Source organism: Clostridium sp. (assembly GCF_016650095.1).
In the GTDB taxonomy this organism is placed as follows: domain Bacteria; phylum Bacillota; class Clostridia; order Clostridiales; family Clostridiaceae; genus Clostridium_AD.
The window spans coordinates 32,247-50,876 of record NZ_JAENWL010000001.1; the positions used below are offsets into that span (position 1 = coordinate 32,247).

Here is an 18,630-nt window from a genome sequence, read left to right on the forward strand (position 1 = left end):
CCATTCTCAATCAATAAAAAGGTCCAGCCCCAGGTGAGGCTGGTTCACAGTTATTCAGCTTCTAACTGTCCAGCCCCAGCTGAAGCTGGTACATGGCTAATTAAAAAGAATTAACAATATTCACAGAAACTGTTTACATTTGCCAGAAAACAGTGTATTATATAAATGTAAAGAGAGACAAATGTCTAGGAGGACAATAACATGAATAAATTACAACAACAGTTTTTAGAAGATTATGGAAACAAAGCAGTTAAGAAAAATCAAGAATTATTCACAGTATTAGGAACTATTGAAAATGAATTTACAGTAACATTTAGAAATGGAACAAAACATGCATTCACAATTGATAATTCAATGGATATGGAAAAAGGATTAATTGATTATAAGCATTTAGTTCCAAATTTAAAGTTATGGTTATCAAGAGATTTAGAAATTGAGGTAAAATAATGAAAAACGAAGAAAAGACTTGTCCAATTTGTGGAAACAAATATTACGGATATCCAGCAATAAGCAGAATTGATAATGAAACTGAAATTTGCCCAAACTGTGGCACAAAGCAAGGAATTGAAGCAATGCAGAATTATTACAGCAAAAAACCAGAGAAAAAAGTAAAATGATAATAATAGTTGAAGGAATAGATCGGGTAGGTAAAACTACCCTTTGTAATAAATTGCAAAAAGAATTACAACTTCAAATCTTTAAGCATAAAAACAAAGATTTTGACTATAAGAAAATGGATAATGAAAATGAAACAGATAAAATGCTTCAGCTTCTACAGTTAAATTCTTATTGTAAAGAAACAGCTATAATTTTTGATAGGTTTTGTTGGAGTGATATTGTTTATGGGACTCTTGAAAGAAATTATGATATGGCTGAAGCAATGAGGAATCTTGATAAAATTGAAATTGAATTAGTGAAACAAAATGCACTAATAATTCTTATGGAATCAGAGGATCTCATAAGATCGTCTTTAGAGCATGGAGCTAATCTAAAACAATATGATATTTTATTTGAAAAAATATATAAAATTAGTAGGGTAAAAAGAGTTAAATGCTCATATACTAAAATAAATGAAATAGCAAATGCTATTGCTAGAGGAGAACTATAAAATGAAAATTGAAACTAAAAAATTAGGAATTAACTACTATATTCATGATGGAAAAGCTGTTGATAAAAATGGTGGTTTATATGAATATGGCTTGATTAAAAATGCTTTAATAGATTTAGAACCAAGATTGTCTAACAATGTGTATATTTTAGTTAATGGATTAGTTGAAAGTCAAGAAGATGAAATTGAAATAATCAATCAGAAAAAAGCTGAAGGAGCAAAGGTCTTTTTTATCATGACAGATACAATGGCTTTAGAAACATCAGCAGATATTATAAACAATTGTGATATATTATTACACCAGATGCCAATGAATTCATTTAAGCAATTTATACACATTCCACAATTTTATAGCTATGTTCCAGAATTATTTTATAAGAGAAAGTTAGAATTTTGTGAGAAAGAAAAGAAATTGATTTTTGGAGGTAATAACAATGGTAGAGATGGAAAACTTAAAAAAGTTCTAGTTGGAGATGGTTCAGAAAAATTAATTGATTTGTTTGTTAAATCTTATGATGTTGATGGACAAGTCATTAGTGATAATAGGTTACCCTATGATGAGTACATGCATCAATTGGAAACACATGAATATACATATGTTGTTGCTAGGGAATTGTATAATAAGATTGGCTGGGTAACTCCTCGATTCATTGAAGCAATAATGAATGGTGTTTATCCATTAGTTGACTCAGAATATGATAAAACTAATCATTTTGCTTATGGTTTTGAAAGGGTAGAAGATTATCAAGACATTCAATATTTTATTGAAAATGATTTAGCCAATGCTAAAGCAAGTATAAAATTAATGGCTGAAACATGCAAAGATATTGAGAGAAGAAAAGATTATTTTAGAGAATTAATTGCAGTATTAAATATCAAGTAAAAGGTCCAGCCAAAACTGAGAGCTGGTCCATTGAAAAGGTCCAGCCAAAACTGAGAGCTGGTCCATTGAAAAGGTCCAGCCAAAACTGAGAGCTGGTCCATTGAAAAGGTCCAGCCAAAACTGAGAGCTGGTCCATTAAAAAGAAAAGGAGCAATTTAAAATGGCTATAAAATTTAATGAATTTATTAAGGTAAAAAATATTGACAATGCTTGGAGATATTGGTATAAAATGCTAACTGAAAATTGTGTAGCAGAAACAAGCAGAGATGGCGAAATAATTGGAGAAGTTATAAATGCAATAACAGTTATTGAAGATCCCACTAGATGTATTTTAAAAGAACCAATTAGAAATTTGCCAATGCGATATTTAATTGGCGAATTATTATGGTATGAAGCAGGATCTCCAACATTAAAATCAATGCAAATGATAACTCATAATTGGGATAGAATGTCTGATGATGGAGTCACATTAAATAGTAATTATGGTTATTGCATAAAATATAAATATGGGTTTGACCAATGGGAACAAATTAAAACAATTTTAAGAGATAATCCAAATAGTAGGCAAGCTGTTATCCATATAAAAGAAGCACGAAATTTAATTGAAAAACCAACAAAAGATTTGAATTGCACAGTAAGTTTACAATTTTTTATTCGTGATGAAAAGTTATATATGACAACTTACATGAGATCGAATGATTTATGGATGGGTTTTCCAAATGATGTGTTTCAATTTACTGCTATGCAAATTAAATTAGCAATGGAATTAAATGTTGAAATTGGGACTTACACACATATTGCTGGATCGTTACATTTATATACACGTGATTATGAAAAAGCTCAAAGAAATGATGCAGGTAATCACTAATGATAGACTTACACAGGCATGATGAGTTCAGTACATTTGATGGCTTTGGTAAAGCAAAAGAGCTAGCAGAATTAGCCAAAGAATTAGGGCATACAAGTTTAGGAACTTCAAATCATGGAAACTCAAATGGATTAATCCAAACTTATTATGCATGCCAAGAAGTTGGAATAAAACCAGTCCTTGGAATTGAAGGATATTTCCTTCCAAAACATAAACCTCAAACTAGAGGTTTTCATCTATGCTTATTTGCTAAGAATTTAAAAGGTTATGGCAACTTAAATAAAATTCAGTATGCTGGAGATGCTCAAAAATATTATAATCCGATTTGGGACTTCAAGATTTTAGAAGAATTTAAAGAAGGATTAATTTGTACTTCAGCTTGTGTTGCAAGTTATTCAAGCCAATGTATAATTAAAGACAGAGTTGATTTAGCTGAAAAATATTTGATAGAAATGAAACGAATATTTGGAGATGATTTTTATTTGGAGATTCAACCATATAAAATCTCTGAGCCAGAAGTACAAGAAAAAGTGAATTTAGCTTTAATAAAACTTGGTAAAAAATTAAGTATAAAATGTATTTTAACATCAGATTCTCACAGAGGTCGAAAAGATGATTTAGATACTTATATGAAAATGCATGAAGTTGCAAATCATAATTTTTTCGATGTAAAAGAGACATATGGAGAAAGATATATGCCTACTGAATCAGAATTAACTGAACGATTTGTTTTAATGCATCAAAATGATTTACCACATCTTAAGAAAAACAAGTTAAGCCGATATGATTTTGCCTGTAAAATGTCAGATGAAATGATGGAGAACCTAGAAGAAATTGAAGCCAAAGTTGAGGACAATATCCTAGACGCCTTACCGTTAGAATTACCAATAATTGAAGGGGTAAAAGATTCGACTAAAAAGATGATGGATGATATAAAACAAGGTTTAAAAGATAGAGGAAAATATAATAAAGAATATTTAGCAAGATGCAAAAAAGAATTTGGTGTAATTCATTACCATGGTTTTGAAGACTATTTCTTAATTGTTGCAGATTATGTTAAATGGGCAAAAAATGAAGGAATAGTCGTTGGCCCAGGAAGAGGATCAGTGTGCAATAGTTTAGTTGCTTATGCATTAAAAATAACCGAAGTTGATAGTTTATTATTCGAATTAGATTTTAGAAGATTCTTAAGAAAAGATAAAACTAAATTCCCAGATATTGATTTAGACTTTGAAACATCAAGACGATATGAAGTTATAGAATATATGTGTGAAAAATATAAAGGTCAATCCGCAAGAATTGCATCATATGGACTTTACAAAGTTGATAATTTAGTCAATGATTTAGCAAAGGTTTGTGGATTAGAAACTATAGGAAAAACTTTAGACGATGATAGAAAAAATCAGCATAAACGAGTAATTGTCGATATTAAGGGTTTAGTTAGAGAGTTCATTGCAGATGGAGTGCTAGATAAAGGTATTTTGAATGATAGAAGAGCTCTAGATTACAATGATAGATATGATAATATTATCAAACACTTTTCGAAACTATATCTTAAAATGAGATTTATGGGAACACATGCTGCAGGAGTAGCAATTACTTCTGGGAATTTATTAGATTATGTGGCATTGAGATCAGATAAAAATGGAGACATGTTCACTAATTATAATTTAGAAGATTTAGAAGATATTAATGTTATTAAGTTTGATGTTCTTGGATTAAAAACAATGGAATCAATTGGAGATTTAAGAAGTTCAACTGGAATTACTTGTGATTATGATTCTATTGTTCAGGATAAAAAAATAATGGAAAACTTCAAAGATGGTAATTGTGATGGTATATTCCAATTTGAAAAAGCAACAGCTAGAAGAATTTTAAACAATATAAATTGTGATTGTTTTGCTGATGTTGTAGCTGCTTCTTCAATGAATCGTCCAGGGCCATTAAGTTTGCATATGCCAGAACAATATGCTGAAAATAAATATAATCCTACTGAAGCAAGAGAAAGTGATTATTGGGATTACACAAAAGAGTCATATGGGACAATCATTTACCAAGAACAGATACAGCAAATTTGTGTAAACATTGGCCAAATGTCTTGGGGTGAAACAGATAAAATCATGAAAAGTTTAAAAGGTTTTGATGCAACAGACCCACTAATAGTTGGATTAATGGAAACATTTACAGCTGGAGCAATTCAAAATGGAATGACTAAAACTGGAGCAATTGATTTGTTTCAAAAATTGTTAGCTTATTCATTTAATAAAGGACACGCAGTTGGGTATTCTCTAATTTCAGTTGAAGAAATGTTTTACAAAGTTTATCACCCAAATGAATATTGGTTTTCTAAAATTAAATATGCTAAAAACGAAGGAGAATATTATAGGTTTTGCACAAAAGCTTCAACTGATAAAGCAGTCATCTTTTTGCCTCACGTAAATTATTCTGAGCCAATGACAACTTTAAGGGAAGTTGATGGAGAACGTGTAATTCAGCAAGGATTATCTGATATCAAAAATATTGGAGATAAAGCAGCTGCATTCATTTACAAAGAAAAAATAGATAATGGAATATTTATAAGTTACGATGATTTTTATGATCGCTGTAAAAATAGAGCAGTTACATCTAGAGTTATTGATGAGCTAATGGAAAGTGGAGCATTGGAGTTTAGCAAACATATCTATATTAAGAGGATAATAAAATATAATTCTGCTTTATGTGCTCGAGGTGCTAATGGATAAAAAAGTTGATATTAAGAAAGTTGGAGACCATTATGAAATTTATGTTGATGGAGAGTTATATTGCACTTGTAAAATAAGTGAACTTACAGAAACCTTAGAAAAGATTTAAAAAGAATTTACAATAACTGTTTACATTCTCCAGAAAATAATGTATTATATAAATGTAATAGAAATACATTACAAAGACAAATGTCTAGGAGGACAAATATATGAACCAGAAACAAATAGATTTAATCTTCAATAGAATGTTATCAAATGGAAAAGCAATAATTATAACTGATGGTAAAGGAAAAGAGATTACAGGAAAAGAAATTCCAACTTATATTGATAAAAGAAAAGTTGACATTGTAAGAACTTATAAAGATACATTAATGATTTATATAGAAAAATAAAATAAAGGGTTAATCAAAAACCCTTTTTTAAATTAATTAAAAAGATTTACAAAAACTGTTTACATTCATCAAAAAATAGTGTATTATTTAAATGTAAATAGATACAGCAATAGAAAAAATATTCTAGGAGGAATAAAATCATGACAAAAACATTTAAAGAAGTAGTAGAAATTATCAACAGTAAAGAACAACTAGTAACTGGAAGCATTCAAAGAACTTGGATTGATATGGGAGCTAAATGGGCTGAAGATACAATTATCATTACATCAGCATTTGACAATTCAGACAGTTATCAAGTTTCATTACCATCATCATCTTACAAAACTCAAACAGTAACTGATGAAAAAGCAGAACAAATTATTAATGAAGCATTAAACTTCAAATGGTGCAACCAAAGTACAAATGTTAGATTAGTTCAGAAAAAAGGAAATAGCATAACAATTGGACATACAAGTTATACATTAGAAGAAGCTAAAAAAATTCAAGCAAGAGCAAAAGAACTTCATTTCAAATTTAAAATTATGACAGAAGTTGAATTATTTAGCTAAAAGAATTAATCACAAAATGTGACTCTAGTAAATATTAAAAAACCTCAATATAAACATATATGTTGGGGTAAAATATTTCTCTAGAGTTCACTTTATTATTATAATTTAAAACTAAAAGGAGAAGCAAATGGCTAAAACAAACAAGCAAAAGATTATTGACTTATGTGGCGAAATCACAAAGTCAGAAGGAAAAGGATCGGTTTTTACAATTGATAGCGAAAATGCGAATTTAAAGATTAAAAGATGGTCAACAGGAATTGAAGATTTAGACCACATTTTAGGTGGCGGAATGCCTGAAGGAAGAGTTGTTGAAATTTTTGGACCAGAAGGATCTGGAAAAACTACAATGCTTTATCATTTATGTGGACTTCATTCTTTGTGTCTAGACATTCCAATTGAAGGAACTTTTGATGCTCAAAGAGCCGCTGTATTTGGGAATAAACCAAAACAAATGTTAGTTTACAGAGCTAACTTTGGAGAAGATGCAATGAACAGAGCAATTCAGTTTGCTCGTGCTGGAATTCCAATGATTGGGATTGACTCAGTTCCAAGCTTAATTCCTAGAGATGATGTAGAAAAAGTTTTAAAGTCAGCAAATAAAAATACAGTTGAGGAGCAAAGAATTGGAGGAACTGCTAGACTGTTAAATAAGTATTTGCCTCCAATTGAAGGAATAATGGAGGTATCTGGAACTACACTGATCTTCACAAATCAAGTCCGAGATAAAATGAATGCAATGATGTTTGGTGAAAAAACTGATACTCCTGGTGGGAGAAGATTAAAGCATAGTTGCTCAATCAGACTCCAAGTTGCACGAAGAGCTTGGATAAAAATACCGAATAAAGACCCATATAATTCAGCTAAAGAGGAAACAATTGGTTTCGTAATGAAGTGTAAAGTTGTTAAATCTAAAATCTGTAATCCATTAGGAGAATGTGAAGTCCCATGTATATTTGATAGAGGTTTTGTAAGTTTCGATGATGTTAAAAAGATCAGAAAAGAATTGATGGATGCTAGAGCTAAAGAATATGGAAAACGTGTTTCAAAAGATGATAATTGGGATGAATAATATATCATTTAGTTTAGGATTATTAGTAGTTGTTATTTTTGTATTTGACGTATATATATTTATTAAAATAAAGAAGGAGATAAAAGAAAAATGGAAAACAAAAAAGTAAATGTCGATGGAGTCGTATTATTTGTAGTTAGAGGTGGAAAGTTATATCCAACTTTAATCCCAGCAAAAGTTGCAAGATTTTGGTCAGATAAAGTAATGGCCGTATCAAAAATGTTTGGGATGAAAGTGATTGATGTTCCAATCATGAGCTTGGATAGAGTTAATGAAATATTAAAGAAGCAAGAAAAGATTGAGGGTAAAAAAGATGGCAAGGATTAGCAAAGATAATTATTATTTAGGAATAGCTTTAGCAGTCAGTAAAAGATCGACTTGCTTAAAAAGGCATTATGGATGTGTAATCGTTAATCATGATGAAATTGTAGCTACCGGATATAATGGAAGCCCAAGAGGTGAAAGTAATTGTTGTGATATTGGAATTTGTAAACGAGAAGACTCAGAGAGATATTCAAATTATACTGAATGTAGATCTGTTCATGCGGAACAAAATGCATTAATTTCTGCAAGCAGAAAAGAAGTTTATGGTGGCACAGCTTATTTGGCTTGTGAATCATTTAATCAAACTTCTCAGGATCCATGGGACAAATACTATTTCACTAAGTGGTTAGTAGATGACAAGCCAGTTCCTTGTCCAATATGTGAGCGAATGTTACGAAATGCTGGCATAAAGAGAGTTGTAAATAGTAATGGAGAAACGATATGGGAATAGTAGCAGAGATTAAAGCAAATGCAAAAAAATCAAATGCAAAAATTCAATCATCTGAAGCTGATAAATTTGAGAAATTATTGAACAGAACATTTTTTATGGATAAGAATATTGAGGAAGAAACAAAGTTCGTAAATATGGTAATGACGAGAGGCTTAGAGACTCAAGAGCGTAAAGGTTTACATGCTTCAGCAATGATTTGCCCTGAGCCACAATGGTGTACTCGTCAGCAAGTTTTAAGTTTGGTTTATAAAATGTCTCAAGGTGAGGATATTCCAGTTGGTTTAATGAGAATATTTGAAGAAGGAAATGCTATTCATGAGAAGTGGCAAAGACTGTTTATTCGTGGAGGATATGGAGTTGCTAAAACGATGGATAGAACTAGAATGAATAAAGAATATATGATTTCATATTCACCTGATATTATCTGTAAAATACCTGAATTATTTGGAGATGAACCAATAGTTGGTGAGGTAAAATCAGTTAACACATTTAGTTTTAAAAAGATGACAAGTCATGCTTCGGGACATAAACAATTACAGTTCTATTTATATTTAACTGGATATAAAAAAGGGTTTGTATTATGTGATGATAAAAATTGTCAAGAGTTTAAATTGTATATATATGATTATGAACCAGAAACAGTTGCTCCATTTATTGATAGATGCGAAGATGTGAAATATCATTATGAGAAATTTATTGATGAAGGGATCTTAATAGATCGCTGTGATAATTGTGATTCTGCAAATTGTAAAAAAGCTAAAAATTGTGGAATGAGAAATGCATGTTGGGACATTGGTTTTGGAAAGATTAAATTGAGTTAATTTTAAGATAAGGTCAATTCAAAACTGATCTTATTTTTTAGTTAAAGAAATAAAACAAAAAGAATTTACAATAACTGTTTACATCCTCCAGAAATTGGTGTATTATATAAATGTAATAGAAACATGCAACAACTAAAAAAGTCTTGGAGGACAAACACATGAAAACAAATTTAATTAGAAATGAAAAATCAAAAAGTTATATCACAACAGAATTTGAAAGTTTAAAACCTTATCAATACAACATTACATTTTATTATGATATCGAAGAAGAAAAAGCATTCACAATTGAAGGTTCATTAGGAGAAATTAATATTCGCTCAACAAATGAATTTGTACCAAATATTAGCTGGAACAAATATGATAGAGAATTCCAAATTCAAACTACAGCTTATGGTTCTGGAAATATTGAATTTATTAAAAAAATAATCGCTGGTTTTGAAGAAGCAACTGAAGCAGTTGAAGTATTAAATGACTTAGTATTAGCTCACTCATTTATAACAATTAAGAAATAAAAAACAATTTAGAGGGATTAACTTCCCTCTTCAATTTTAAAAAAATAGAAAAAAAGAGGAAAACAAAATGGGATTAAAAGCAAGCAAACAAGATTTAGCAATTAGAGAAACAATTGACAAAATCAAAGCAGATTTACAGAATGAAAAAAATGATATGGAAAGACGTTTTGCAAGTGGAGAGATTAATGCAGAAAATGCTGCAAAAACCATCTTCGAAAAAGCAAAATTATTAAGCCTGCATTATGGTTTTAATTTAGTTGACTTTGCACTAACAGAATTAAGTCAAGAAGAAGAAAAAGAGATCGCAATAATTGAAAAAATAAAAGCTGATAAAACTTTAGCTGACTACAATCGAAGCAAAACTGTTCAAGTAATGACTGAAATGGCACAAGTTCCAAAAGTACCAAACATGCAAAAAAACGAGATTCCCAGGGATACAAATGCTGTTGTAGTTGATGATATAGATGTTGATAATATCGCCATTAATCTTGCTGCTGAAGCTAAGCCTATTGCCGATGCCGCTGCCAGTGTTGCCAGATTTGAAGAAATTGCTGCAACAATCACTACAGTTATAGCCAAAGCTAATGAAGGTAAAATGTGTAAAGATCGTGTTGATGAGTTATTAAAAGCTGAAGCTGAGAATGTAGTTTTAAAAGCTCAAGTTAAAGTTATGAGATTAATCAATGACTCATATAAAGAAAAAGTTAATCTGATCGAAGAGCAACTTGAAAAGATGATTTATCATATTAATAACGATTAAGCACTCTGATCTTCTAAATATTATTAGTGTCACTAGATGTGATTGTAGTAAATATCATATCCATAGCTGTATATTATCATATGTATTAACTTAATGTTAGCCATTGTCATCCTCGTGTATCATAAATTAAATATAAAAGGAGAATTATAAAATGAAAAAATCAAATAAAGGTTTTAAAATAGAAGTTGGAATGTATGTAAGAACAATTGATTCTGATCAGTATCCATGTAAAATAGATTATGTTGACGGATGGACTGAAGATGAACCATGGTTTCACTTGGAATCAGAACAACATAATTGTATCACTAATGCTGAGGTGATTGCTGAAGCTGGTTGGAATTTAGCTGAAGTTGTCCATATTGGCGATCAAGTAAATGGGCTAGAAGTCACTGATATTGCCATGAATTATATATATGTTAATACACCAATTATCGATGTCGATAACCGTATAATTCGCAATCGTCATGCATTACTTCCTGGTGATGTAAAAGACATTATAACTGGTGAGATGCTACAACGTAAAAAGTTCACATTATCTCATGGTAAAAAAAGTTGTTAATCACAATGTTAGTAATTGGAGTTGTTGTTGGCTTCATATTTGGAATTATATTTTGGCATTGGTTTCTAAGCACAACAAATCGACTTAACAGAAAGAGGTGAATAAAATGAAAAGGAAGCATAAAGCAACTATCAGATCAGATAAGGAAGCTCAACATATTATCGATCTTAGAAATAAAGGTTATTCTGTAATTGAAATTGCTGAACGTAAGCATGTAACTAGGCAAGCAATCTATCGCTACATTTGGCGTCATGAACGTAAATTAAAAGAGCAAGAACTAGCTGAGCAAGCAAATGAATCAAGAAGTTAAAATAAAGCTCCTAATGAATAGTAAGTTATCTCATGGAGCTTTTAATTTAATTGATGATGGAATACATTAGATGAGTCGAATATGTCCCTTAACTCATTCTCATGTCCTTTACTTAGATTGCTTAGAATGTGATGAGAGATCAGCTTGTCGGAAAGGTAAATTAAATATGAAGCATAAAAATAAGATTGTAATTGGAATTGACCAATCATATAAAGACACTGGTATTTCAGTAGTCCATAATAATAAATTAAGAATTATCACGAATATTCGACTTGATGCATTTGATAATAATTCAGAACGTCGAATTGCTCTACGCAAACGCTTAATCAAAGTTTTTACCAAAATAAAGTTGACAGCTTCAAAGCTTCCTAATTGTGAGGTAATAGTTATTATTGAAAGAATACGCTTGCAATCATCTGGCTTTATAAATATAGATTATATTAAATCAATGGGTGCTATCAATGCCCTAATTGTAGACACTGCTGCTGAGTTTGAGATTAATGTCTATTCAGTAGACACACGTGCTTGGAAGTGCCAAACTGTAGGTCACAGTAAGCCTGAATCTAACCCATTTGGATTGGATCCTAAGAAATGGCCAACTATTAAATTTATTATTGCTAAAGGTTATGAGGACAGCCTTTTAGATGAAGTATCTCATCGCAAAAAGAAAGGAGTAGTTAAAGAAGTTGTTGGGGTAAAATATACGTATAATGACAATAAAGCTGATTCGGCTTGTATTGCTCTATATGGTTTTATACATGAGACTAAGCAAAACTTGGTTTTGGAACATTAATTAATTATAAGGAGATAATATATTATGGATATTCATGGAAATATAAGCTGTTGTAAGGGTTGCCTAGATCGATTTGTAGGCTGTCATGCTAATTGTGAAATATATATCAAAGAAAAGAAAGCTCATGATGAAATTGTAGAAGGCAAACAAGCTAGAAAGAAAACTTTTATTGATTTTGAATTGAGTAAGTTTAGATTTCGTAAACGTTATGAGAAATAATAGCTGATCTGCTATTTTGTGATGTGCATTGGGCTTCTGAGGATTATTAATCACAAAGCAATATAGACAATCATCAATGCCATCGCTGCTCCTAGATTAACATTTTATTCTTTTACCTAAAATTAGTAATTTGTTGTGATTTGCTGTTTACAAATCAATGTAGATAATATATAATATCTATAACAATTGAGGAACAACACAACTCAATACAACTAATATATAACAACTAATATAACTAATATAACTAATATAACTTAATAAAAACTATTATACTTGTTGTGGTAAAAGAATATAATATATATAGATTAATATATAGAGTAAATGGTCCAGCCTCAAGTGAAGCTGGTATGCAATTAAATAATTAGCAACTGTCCAGCCCCAAGAGAGGCTGGTTCACAGTTATTCAGCTTCTAGCTGTCCAGCCCCCGCTGAAGCTGGTACAATTAAAAAGGTCCAGCCCCAAGAGAGGCTGGTACAATTAAAATAAAAAATAAAAGGAGAATAAACTATGGGAAGCAATAATCAGAAACGAACATTTAAATTTTATCGGAAGAATGAAATTGAAGTAATGGAGTCTCTTGGAATGAAGGGAACTATTAATTCTGGAAGTGGTTGGATTGAAAAGGAAGATGGCCAAAATGATTTTGTGATCTGCCAATTAAAATCAACAGATGCAACATCTATAAAAATTAGCCAAAAAGATATTCGAATTTTGGAGTACAATGCAAGAGTTACTCATAAAGTACCAATGTTTGCAATTCAATTCTTAAATGTAGATGAGACGTTCATCATAATGAAGCCGAGTGATATCGAAGCTATTAATGAATATATAAATACAGGTGGAATTGAAAACATTGACATGGGATTAGATTTATCATCTGAAGATTCAACTTCAGTGACAGTAACAAAGAAAATTGGTGGAGCCTCAAGTAGTAGAAGCAAATTCTATTCTGAGAAAAATAAAAAGTTTGATAAAACCACAAAGGCAAATGGAGATCTATTTAAATAAAACTTAAAAGGAGGAAAATTAAAATGGAGAAAATTAAAGTAAAAGAATTAGTAAGGTATGGTGGCCACAATATTCGCGCAAATGGAACGATTGACTTAACTCTAAAATGTAACTATTCAGAATTGCCTAACAGCATGTTATTGTTACAAATGTTAAATAATGATGTTGAGCTTGGATGCAAAATAGTTGAGGTAAAACCATTTAAATTAGGAACATTCAGAATTAAAGAAATAAAATTTGACCATGATGGAGAATCAGTGTTGAAATTTACAAGCTTAACTGATTATGTTGAAATTGATAAATTGAACTGGTTAATTCAAAAAGAAGAATTTACGATCCAATTTAAAGCAGAAGTTGAAATTGAAACTGATGAAACTGATGAAAATGATGAAATAGTTGTAAAATAGTAAAGTAACTGTTTACATATACTAAAAAATGATGTATAATTTAATTAGTTAAAAGAGACGTTGACTATTGAAAATGTCTAGAAGGACAAAGTTAAAATTAGAAGGGAAAAATAAAAACATGTTCTTTAAAAAATTAGCGGAAATAGAATTAGAAGATAATAAAAATTTAGTTATCAGTGAAACTGAAACTGGTTTTACAATAGCTCAAAAAGTTGTGTATATGGCAAATGACCAACCAAAAGAATTATTCTTAAAAGGAGCAATCCATATAAATTCAACTGAAAAAATTATTGAATTACGAGATGCTTTAAATGAAGCAATCGAATTAATAACTTAAATCAGGAGTTACTCTTATCCATAAAAAATCAAGAGTTAATATATTTTAAGCAAAAACCTAAAAGGAGGAAAAATTAAAATGGCAAAAAATTGGACAATGACCGAAGCAACACAAGCAATAATCGAAAACTCAGATACAGAAGCACTATTGGACTTAGGGAGACGATTCCCACTTACTTCACTAGCATTAGCTAGAATGGGTAGAAATGTAGGAGCTGAAATGATTATCAACGCACTTCCAGAGCATGTAACTGTAAGAAAAATTGAAGCAGTTCTTAAATCTGGTGTAGATGCAAATAGTTCTGAATCTGATGATGATGAAGATGATGAAGAAGCTGTAGCTGAAGCTCCAAAAGTCGAAGCAAAAGCTGAAAAACCAGCCAAAAAAGAAAAACCAGCAAAAGCTGCTAAGCCTGCAAAAACAGCTAAAGCCGCAGTTAAAGTAGCTGAAGAAGATGAAGAAGATTTAGGTACATATGCTGGTGACACTGCTCAAGTTTTATATAAAGAGTGCAAAAAACGTGGCATCAAAGTTAAAACAAAACAAGTAGCTAAATTCTATGCAGATTTATTAATTGCAGATGATGCTAAAACTGCTGTAGAACCTGCAGAAGAAGCTGAAGCTGATGAAGACGAATGGGATATTTAAAAAATAATATCTAACTAAAATGAATAAATTTAAGAGGTGACACTGGCGGAGGTAAAATACCACTGGAATAACTCTTAATTTTATAAAGATAAAGCTGGAATTAATACTAGTGGAGGTAACAACATTCCCAGAGAGAGTTCCAGCTTTATTCATATTAAAAAGGTCCAGCTCCAAGTGAGGCTGGCACAATAAAATAAAAATTAAAAGGAGAAAATTAAGATGAAAGTCCCAAAAGAAATAACATTTGAAGACTACATTTTCTTAAAAGTCGGTCAACCTGGCTGTGAAGAAAAATTACAAGAAAAACTAAAGGAATACAAACCGTTTAAAGACAAAAAAGCTAATGTAAAACAAGAGGATATGGAAAGATTATTAAGAATTTTATTAAGGAAATATCAATTTAGAATTCAATATATTAATGTTGATCGTGGAGGATCTCTATATAACGCTTCATTTCAATGTCCTATTACTGGCAAATGGTTAGGATCGATTAGTGAAAACAACTTCTACATTTTGTTGGTAAAATCACTAATCAAAATTAAATTTTTAATTGATGAAGGAGAGGTATTGAGAAATGAGTAACAGCCAAAAAAGTGGTAGCAGATTTAGCATAAAACATGGGGCAAGTGGTAAACATTTTATCGTTGGCCAAGATTTATATAATGAATTATTTGAGATTAGAGAATACAAATATTGGATTACAATGTTATTTATGTATGACTTTAAAAAAGACAGAGATTATTTTACATTTAAGAGTTGGAAACCTGGAACTAAAATAGAAAAAATTGATTATGCTTTCACTTTAGAAATGTGTTCAATGGTATGTTTTTTACAAAAATCGCCTATTGGAACTAGCTGTAAAAAAATAATCGATAAATTAATTCAAGAATATGATTTAAAGAAGTCAGAAGAATTTAAGTCAGCAGCTGATCAGATTGAATCTTTAGAAAATACAATTAGTTCTTATGCAAAATCAGTGCATTTCTTAAAGTACCAAAATGAGTCTCTAGAAGCCAGAATTAAAGAGATGAATGATTCTATTAAGAAAGTTGCTATTGACCACACGGGAGTCGATTGTATTGAATATGCTGATTCTGATGAAGCATTGTTTACAACTACTGAAGTTGCTAGAAAATTTGGACTTTCAGCAGTAAAATTAAATCAGATCTTAAGAGATTTAGGAGTTCAATATAAAGTTTTTAAAATTTGGAGATTAGATAAAAAATATGCTGGTCTTGGATATTTAAAAATAGAAAAAGCTATGTATTTAGCTGCAGACGGAACAGAAAAAGTTAAAACACTTCAAAAATGGACTACTAATGGAAAGTATTTTGTTTATGATATTTTAGAAAAAAATCACATAGAAATGAGAAAATAATATGAAATTAAAAATATATACGGATGGCTCATGTTCTGGCAATCCTGGCCCAGGAGGTTGGGGATGCATAATTATTTATGAAGATGACCAAATCTTAAAATTAAGTGGTGGAGATATTCATACTACTAATAATAGAATGGAGTTACAAGCCATTAACGAAGCATTGATTTATTGCTTATATTCGAAAGAAGATATCGAAGGAATTACAATTTATTCTGATTCAAATTATTGTGTAAATTCAATAACGAATTGGTTAAAAAATTGGAAGCGAAATGGTTGGGTAACCAAAGCTAGAGCACCTATCAAAAACAAAGATATATTTCAATCAGTTGATATGGTTTTAAATATGATAAGAGTTAAAATGAAAGTTGATTTTGTGCTGGTAAAAGGGCATGATGGAAACATGTATAATGAAATGGCAGATGTTGCGGCTGTTGAAGCAACTCAAAGGATGAAGAGATAATGGAGATATTGAAGCAATGGATTACGGAATTCGTTTATTCATTAAAATGTAATTTAGGAATAATCTTCAGAATATTCTCAGTAATAAATATTTACTTTGGTATTTATTTAGCAATTAGAGCATATCAGTTTAGAGGATCTTTCCAACTTGGTTTTGAGTTATTAATTCCAATGTTAGTTTATATATTGATAGCATTTTATAAGAAAAAACTAAGACAATATAATTTTGGGGTAGAAATTCCAATCCCAAGAAAACGATATACAACTAAGACAGATACATTAATTCAGATCAATGAAGAAGATTTAAAAGAGATTATATTATATTTGGCAAATGTCGAAGATTACTTAAGAGACAATGGCAAACTATAATCATTCAATTAGTGATAAATAAGAGTTGACAGGGAACACCTAATAAAGTTAATATATATTTATAAAGCGATCACAGCAAGTTTACCTGATTCACTCTATTTAATTCTTAGGTCATTCCAACTATTGTTTCATAGTTTTTAATAACAAGTTTAAATGTTCTCATGCTTTTAATCTCATTGGCAATGACCTAATTATAATAAATAAAAAAATAAACGAAAAGAATTTACACTTACTGTTTACATTTACTATAAATTAGTGTATAATTTAATTAGATAAAGAACAAACGTCTAGGAGGACAATTAAAATGAATAAAAGAAGCACATACACAAACGAATTAATAGAAGTTAAAAGAATTGATATCGAAATTGAAAAAATCGAAACTGGGTTTGTAGTACTTATTAATTATTATGATATTGAAAGTGATTATATTAATTATAAAGTTGCAGCTAATTGTACTAAAGAAAAAACAGCTATTAAAAATGCTGAAAAAACATTAGAAGAAATACAAACAAAATATGGTAGAGATATTTTAGTAAATGAAGAAGTAATTAATCAGATTTAAAAAAAGTCTAGGAGGACAATTAAAATGAAGAAGAACAAACAAAAAGTAACAAACATCTTATATGTAACAGAATTTGACAAAGAAGCTAACAAAGTTATTAGAATTTACAGACAATATTATAGAGGTAAAGTATTTCTTGACCAAGATTTATTCTATACAGCTGAAGAGTTAACAACTCTTGATGAAGCTAACAAAAGAATTGATGATAATATATATGGAATTATACATTTCTCAAATGAATTTAAAATGATATTTGATACTACAATAATTAATACTAAACAAAGTACAAGGATGGTAATTTAAAATGAAAAAAGAATATTTTGAGAATTATATGACGGTAACCCATGAATCTATGGGTTATCAAATCATAAGATATTTTGAAAAGCAAAATGAAGATGCAGATGAATTATACTTAATTAGTGATGTGCAAGTCAATGCAATGAATAGAGATCTACCAGAAATATATTTTAGCAAATGTAGTGGAATATTCGAAGTAAGAGTTCCTTCTTCTGGAGGAATGGACACAGAAAATGTTAAAGATTTAAGAAATAATTTAGGAGATGCAATAGTTTTAATTGTTCAACTTAGAGAATTAACTGGTTTAGATAATGAATAAACGAAAATAACTGTTTACATTCTCAAGAATCATGATATAATTTAATTAGAAATAAAGAGAATACTCTTGGAGGAGAATTAAGATGATTACAAAAACAATGCTAAAAGAATTTAGATCAGATTTTAAAACAATGACAATGGAACAAATCGAAGCAAAATATGATGTTACAATTAATCTTGGAAATATTAGTTACCAACCTGGAAAAAGCTTTACATCAAAAATTGAAGTTAAACAAAATGAAGTAAATGGTGAATCATTTGAACAAAATGCTTGGAAAAACATGTGTAACCGCATAGGATTAGAAGAAACTGATTTTAATAAAGTCTTCACTTCAAATGGCAATCAATTTAAATTAGTAGAAATTAAAACAAGAAGTAGTAAATATCAAGTAGTTGCTGAAGAATTAATTAGTGGTAAAAGATACAAATTCACAAAAACTAGTGTATTAAATGCATTGAGAGGTGAAAGATAATGATGAAAATAA

The 18,630-nt window shown here is 29.9% G+C and carries 30 protein-coding genes; all 30 read left to right on the forward strand.

All coding sequences use genetic code 11. From position 1 onward, the window contains the following. Window positions 1–201: 201 nt before the first annotated feature. The 30 genes from JJE11_RS00220 to JJE11_RS00365 all read left to right on the forward strand — a co-directional run bounded on the left by JJE11_RS00220 (window position 202) and on the right by JJE11_RS00365 (window position 18,618). Window positions 202–447, forward strand: a complete 246-nt coding sequence (locus tag JJE11_RS00220) for a hypothetical protein (protein ID WP_291632230.1) — start codon at window positions 202–204, stop codon at window positions 445–447. Further along, window positions 447–617: a hypothetical protein gene (locus tag JJE11_RS00225; RefSeq protein ID WP_291632231.1), complete on the forward strand. Its 171-nt coding sequence runs from the start codon at window positions 447–449 to the stop codon at window positions 615–617. Before JJE11_RS00220 ends, JJE11_RS00225 begins: the two co-directional genes overlap by 1 nt. After that, complete coding sequence (locus tag JJE11_RS00230) at window positions 614–1,108, forward strand: hypothetical protein (RefSeq protein WP_291632232.1); 495 nt, start codon at window positions 614–616, stop codon at window positions 1,106–1,108. Before JJE11_RS00225 ends, JJE11_RS00230 begins: the two co-directional genes overlap by 4 nt. Before the next feature lies 1 nt (window position 1,109). Beyond that, the gene (locus JJE11_RS00235; RefSeq protein ID WP_291632233.1) at window positions 1,110–1,991 is read left to right on the forward strand and encodes a hypothetical protein; all 882 of its coding nucleotides are present in this window, start codon (window positions 1,110–1,112) and stop codon (window positions 1,989–1,991) included. 160 nt (window positions 1,992–2,151) lie between these two features. Beyond that, window positions 2,152–2,859, forward strand: coding sequence for a thymidylate synthase (locus tag JJE11_RS00240; RefSeq protein ID WP_291632234.1), 708 nt, complete (start codon window positions 2,152–2,154; stop codon window positions 2,857–2,859). After that, window positions 2,859–5,600, forward strand: a complete 2,742-nt coding sequence (gene dnaE, locus JJE11_RS00245; protein ID WP_291632235.1) for a DNA polymerase III subunit alpha — start codon at window positions 2,859–2,861, stop codon at window positions 5,598–5,600. Before JJE11_RS00240 ends, dnaE begins: the two co-directional genes overlap by 1 nt. A gap of 209 nt (window positions 5,601–5,809) precedes the next feature. Further along, a complete protein-coding gene (locus JJE11_RS00250; protein WP_291632236.1) occupies window positions 5,810–5,992 on the forward strand; it encodes a hypothetical protein in 183 nt (60 codons plus the stop codon). 140 nt (window positions 5,993–6,132) lie between these two features. After that, the gene (locus tag JJE11_RS00255) at window positions 6,133–6,540 is read left to right on the forward strand and encodes a hypothetical protein (RefSeq protein WP_291632237.1); all 408 of its coding nucleotides are present in this window, start codon (window positions 6,133–6,135) and stop codon (window positions 6,538–6,540) included. Between the two features lie 127 nt (window positions 6,541–6,667). After that, window positions 6,668–7,609, forward strand: a complete 942-nt coding sequence (locus JJE11_RS00260; protein WP_291632238.1) for an ATPase domain-containing protein — start codon at window positions 6,668–6,670, stop codon at window positions 7,607–7,609. A gap of 90 nt (window positions 7,610–7,699) precedes the next feature. After that, entirely contained in the window at window positions 7,700–7,936 is a 237-nt protein-coding gene (locus JJE11_RS00265; protein ID WP_291632239.1) for a hypothetical protein, read from the forward strand. Next, entirely contained in the window at window positions 7,923–8,384 is a 462-nt protein-coding gene (locus JJE11_RS00270) for a cytidine deaminase (protein WP_291632240.1), read from the forward strand. The genes JJE11_RS00265 and JJE11_RS00270 overlap by 14 nt, the downstream gene beginning before the upstream one ends. Continuing rightward, on the forward strand, window positions 8,375–9,205 hold the full coding sequence (locus JJE11_RS00275; RefSeq protein ID WP_291632241.1) for a hypothetical protein: 831 nt from the start codon (window positions 8,375–8,377) through the stop codon (window positions 9,203–9,205). The genes JJE11_RS00270 and JJE11_RS00275 overlap by 10 nt, the downstream gene beginning before the upstream one ends. Window positions 9,206–9,363: 158 nt before the next feature. Further along, window positions 9,364–9,717, forward strand: coding sequence for a hypothetical protein (locus tag JJE11_RS00280; RefSeq protein ID WP_291632242.1), 354 nt, complete (start codon window positions 9,364–9,366; stop codon window positions 9,715–9,717). A 67-nt stretch (window positions 9,718–9,784) separates the two neighbouring features. Next, window positions 9,785–10,477, forward strand: coding sequence for a hypothetical protein (locus JJE11_RS00285; protein ID WP_291632243.1), 693 nt, complete (start codon window positions 9,785–9,787; stop codon window positions 10,475–10,477). Between the two features lie 151 nt (window positions 10,478–10,628). Beyond that, window positions 10,629–11,036, forward strand: coding sequence for a hypothetical protein (locus JJE11_RS00290; protein ID WP_291632244.1), 408 nt, complete (start codon window positions 10,629–10,631; stop codon window positions 11,034–11,036). A 106-nt stretch (window positions 11,037–11,142) separates the two neighbouring features. Beyond that, the gene (locus JJE11_RS00295) at window positions 11,143–11,346 is read left to right on the forward strand and encodes a helix-turn-helix domain-containing protein (RefSeq protein WP_291632245.1); all 204 of its coding nucleotides are present in this window, start codon (window positions 11,143–11,145) and stop codon (window positions 11,344–11,346) included. 166 nt (window positions 11,347–11,512) lie between these two features. Further along, on the forward strand, window positions 11,513–12,139 hold the full coding sequence (locus JJE11_RS00300) for a hypothetical protein (RefSeq protein WP_291632246.1): 627 nt from the start codon (window positions 11,513–11,515) through the stop codon (window positions 12,137–12,139). Window positions 12,140–12,163: 24 nt separating this feature from the next. Further along, window positions 12,164–12,358: a hypothetical protein gene (locus JJE11_RS00305; RefSeq protein WP_291632247.1), complete on the forward strand. Its 195-nt coding sequence runs from the start codon at window positions 12,164–12,166 to the stop codon at window positions 12,356–12,358. Between the two features lie 508 nt (window positions 12,359–12,866). Beyond that, on the forward strand, window positions 12,867–13,367 hold the full coding sequence (locus JJE11_RS00310; RefSeq protein ID WP_291632248.1) for a hypothetical protein: 501 nt from the start codon (window positions 12,867–12,869) through the stop codon (window positions 13,365–13,367). A 23-nt stretch (window positions 13,368–13,390) separates the two neighbouring features. Beyond that, the gene (locus JJE11_RS00315) at window positions 13,391–13,774 is read left to right on the forward strand and encodes a hypothetical protein (protein ID WP_291632249.1); all 384 of its coding nucleotides are present in this window, start codon (window positions 13,391–13,393) and stop codon (window positions 13,772–13,774) included. A 73-nt stretch (window positions 13,775–13,847) separates the two neighbouring features. After that, window positions 13,848–14,111, forward strand: a complete 264-nt coding sequence (locus JJE11_RS00320; RefSeq protein WP_291632250.1) for a hypothetical protein — start codon at window positions 13,848–13,850, stop codon at window positions 14,109–14,111. Window positions 14,112–14,189: 78 nt separating this feature from the next. Beyond that, window positions 14,190–14,759 carry a hypothetical protein gene (locus JJE11_RS00325; RefSeq protein ID WP_291632251.1) on the forward strand — a complete coding sequence of 190 codons (570 nt, stop codon included), beginning with the start codon at window positions 14,190–14,192 and terminating at the stop codon, window positions 14,757–14,759. A gap of 219 nt (window positions 14,760–14,978) precedes the next feature. Next, window positions 14,979–15,341, forward strand: coding sequence for a hypothetical protein (locus JJE11_RS00330; protein WP_291632252.1), 363 nt, complete (start codon window positions 14,979–14,981; stop codon window positions 15,339–15,341). Continuing rightward, window positions 15,334–16,137 (forward strand): phage antirepressor KilAC domain-containing protein, encoded by an 804-nt coding sequence (locus JJE11_RS00335; RefSeq protein ID WP_291632253.1) that lies wholly within the window; start codon window positions 15,334–15,336, stop codon window positions 16,135–16,137. Before JJE11_RS00330 ends, JJE11_RS00335 begins: the two co-directional genes overlap by 8 nt. 1 nt (window position 16,138) lies before the next feature. After that, the gene (locus JJE11_RS00340) at window positions 16,139–16,600 is read left to right on the forward strand and encodes a ribonuclease H (protein WP_291632254.1); all 462 of its coding nucleotides are present in this window, start codon (window positions 16,139–16,141) and stop codon (window positions 16,598–16,600) included. Continuing rightward, window positions 16,600–16,968 carry a hypothetical protein gene (locus tag JJE11_RS00345; RefSeq protein ID WP_291632255.1) on the forward strand — a complete coding sequence of 123 codons (369 nt, stop codon included), beginning with the start codon at window positions 16,600–16,602 and terminating at the stop codon, window positions 16,966–16,968. The genes JJE11_RS00340 and JJE11_RS00345 overlap by 1 nt, the downstream gene beginning before the upstream one ends. A 304-nt stretch (window positions 16,969–17,272) precedes the next feature. After that, complete coding sequence (locus JJE11_RS00350; protein WP_291632256.1) at window positions 17,273–17,530, forward strand: hypothetical protein; 258 nt, start codon at window positions 17,273–17,275, stop codon at window positions 17,528–17,530. Window positions 17,531–17,554: 24 nt separating this feature from the next. After that, window positions 17,555–17,833: a hypothetical protein gene (locus tag JJE11_RS00355; protein WP_291632257.1), complete on the forward strand. Its 279-nt coding sequence runs from the start codon at window positions 17,555–17,557 to the stop codon at window positions 17,831–17,833. A gap of 1 nt (window position 17,834) precedes the next feature. Next, complete coding sequence (locus tag JJE11_RS00360; protein ID WP_291632258.1) at window positions 17,835–18,146, forward strand: hypothetical protein; 312 nt, start codon at window positions 17,835–17,837, stop codon at window positions 18,144–18,146. A gap of 82 nt (window positions 18,147–18,228) precedes the next feature. Next, the gene (locus tag JJE11_RS00365) at window positions 18,229–18,618 is read left to right on the forward strand and encodes a hypothetical protein (RefSeq protein WP_291632259.1); all 390 of its coding nucleotides are present in this window, start codon (window positions 18,229–18,231) and stop codon (window positions 18,616–18,618) included. Window positions 18,619–18,630 lie beyond the last annotated feature (12 nt).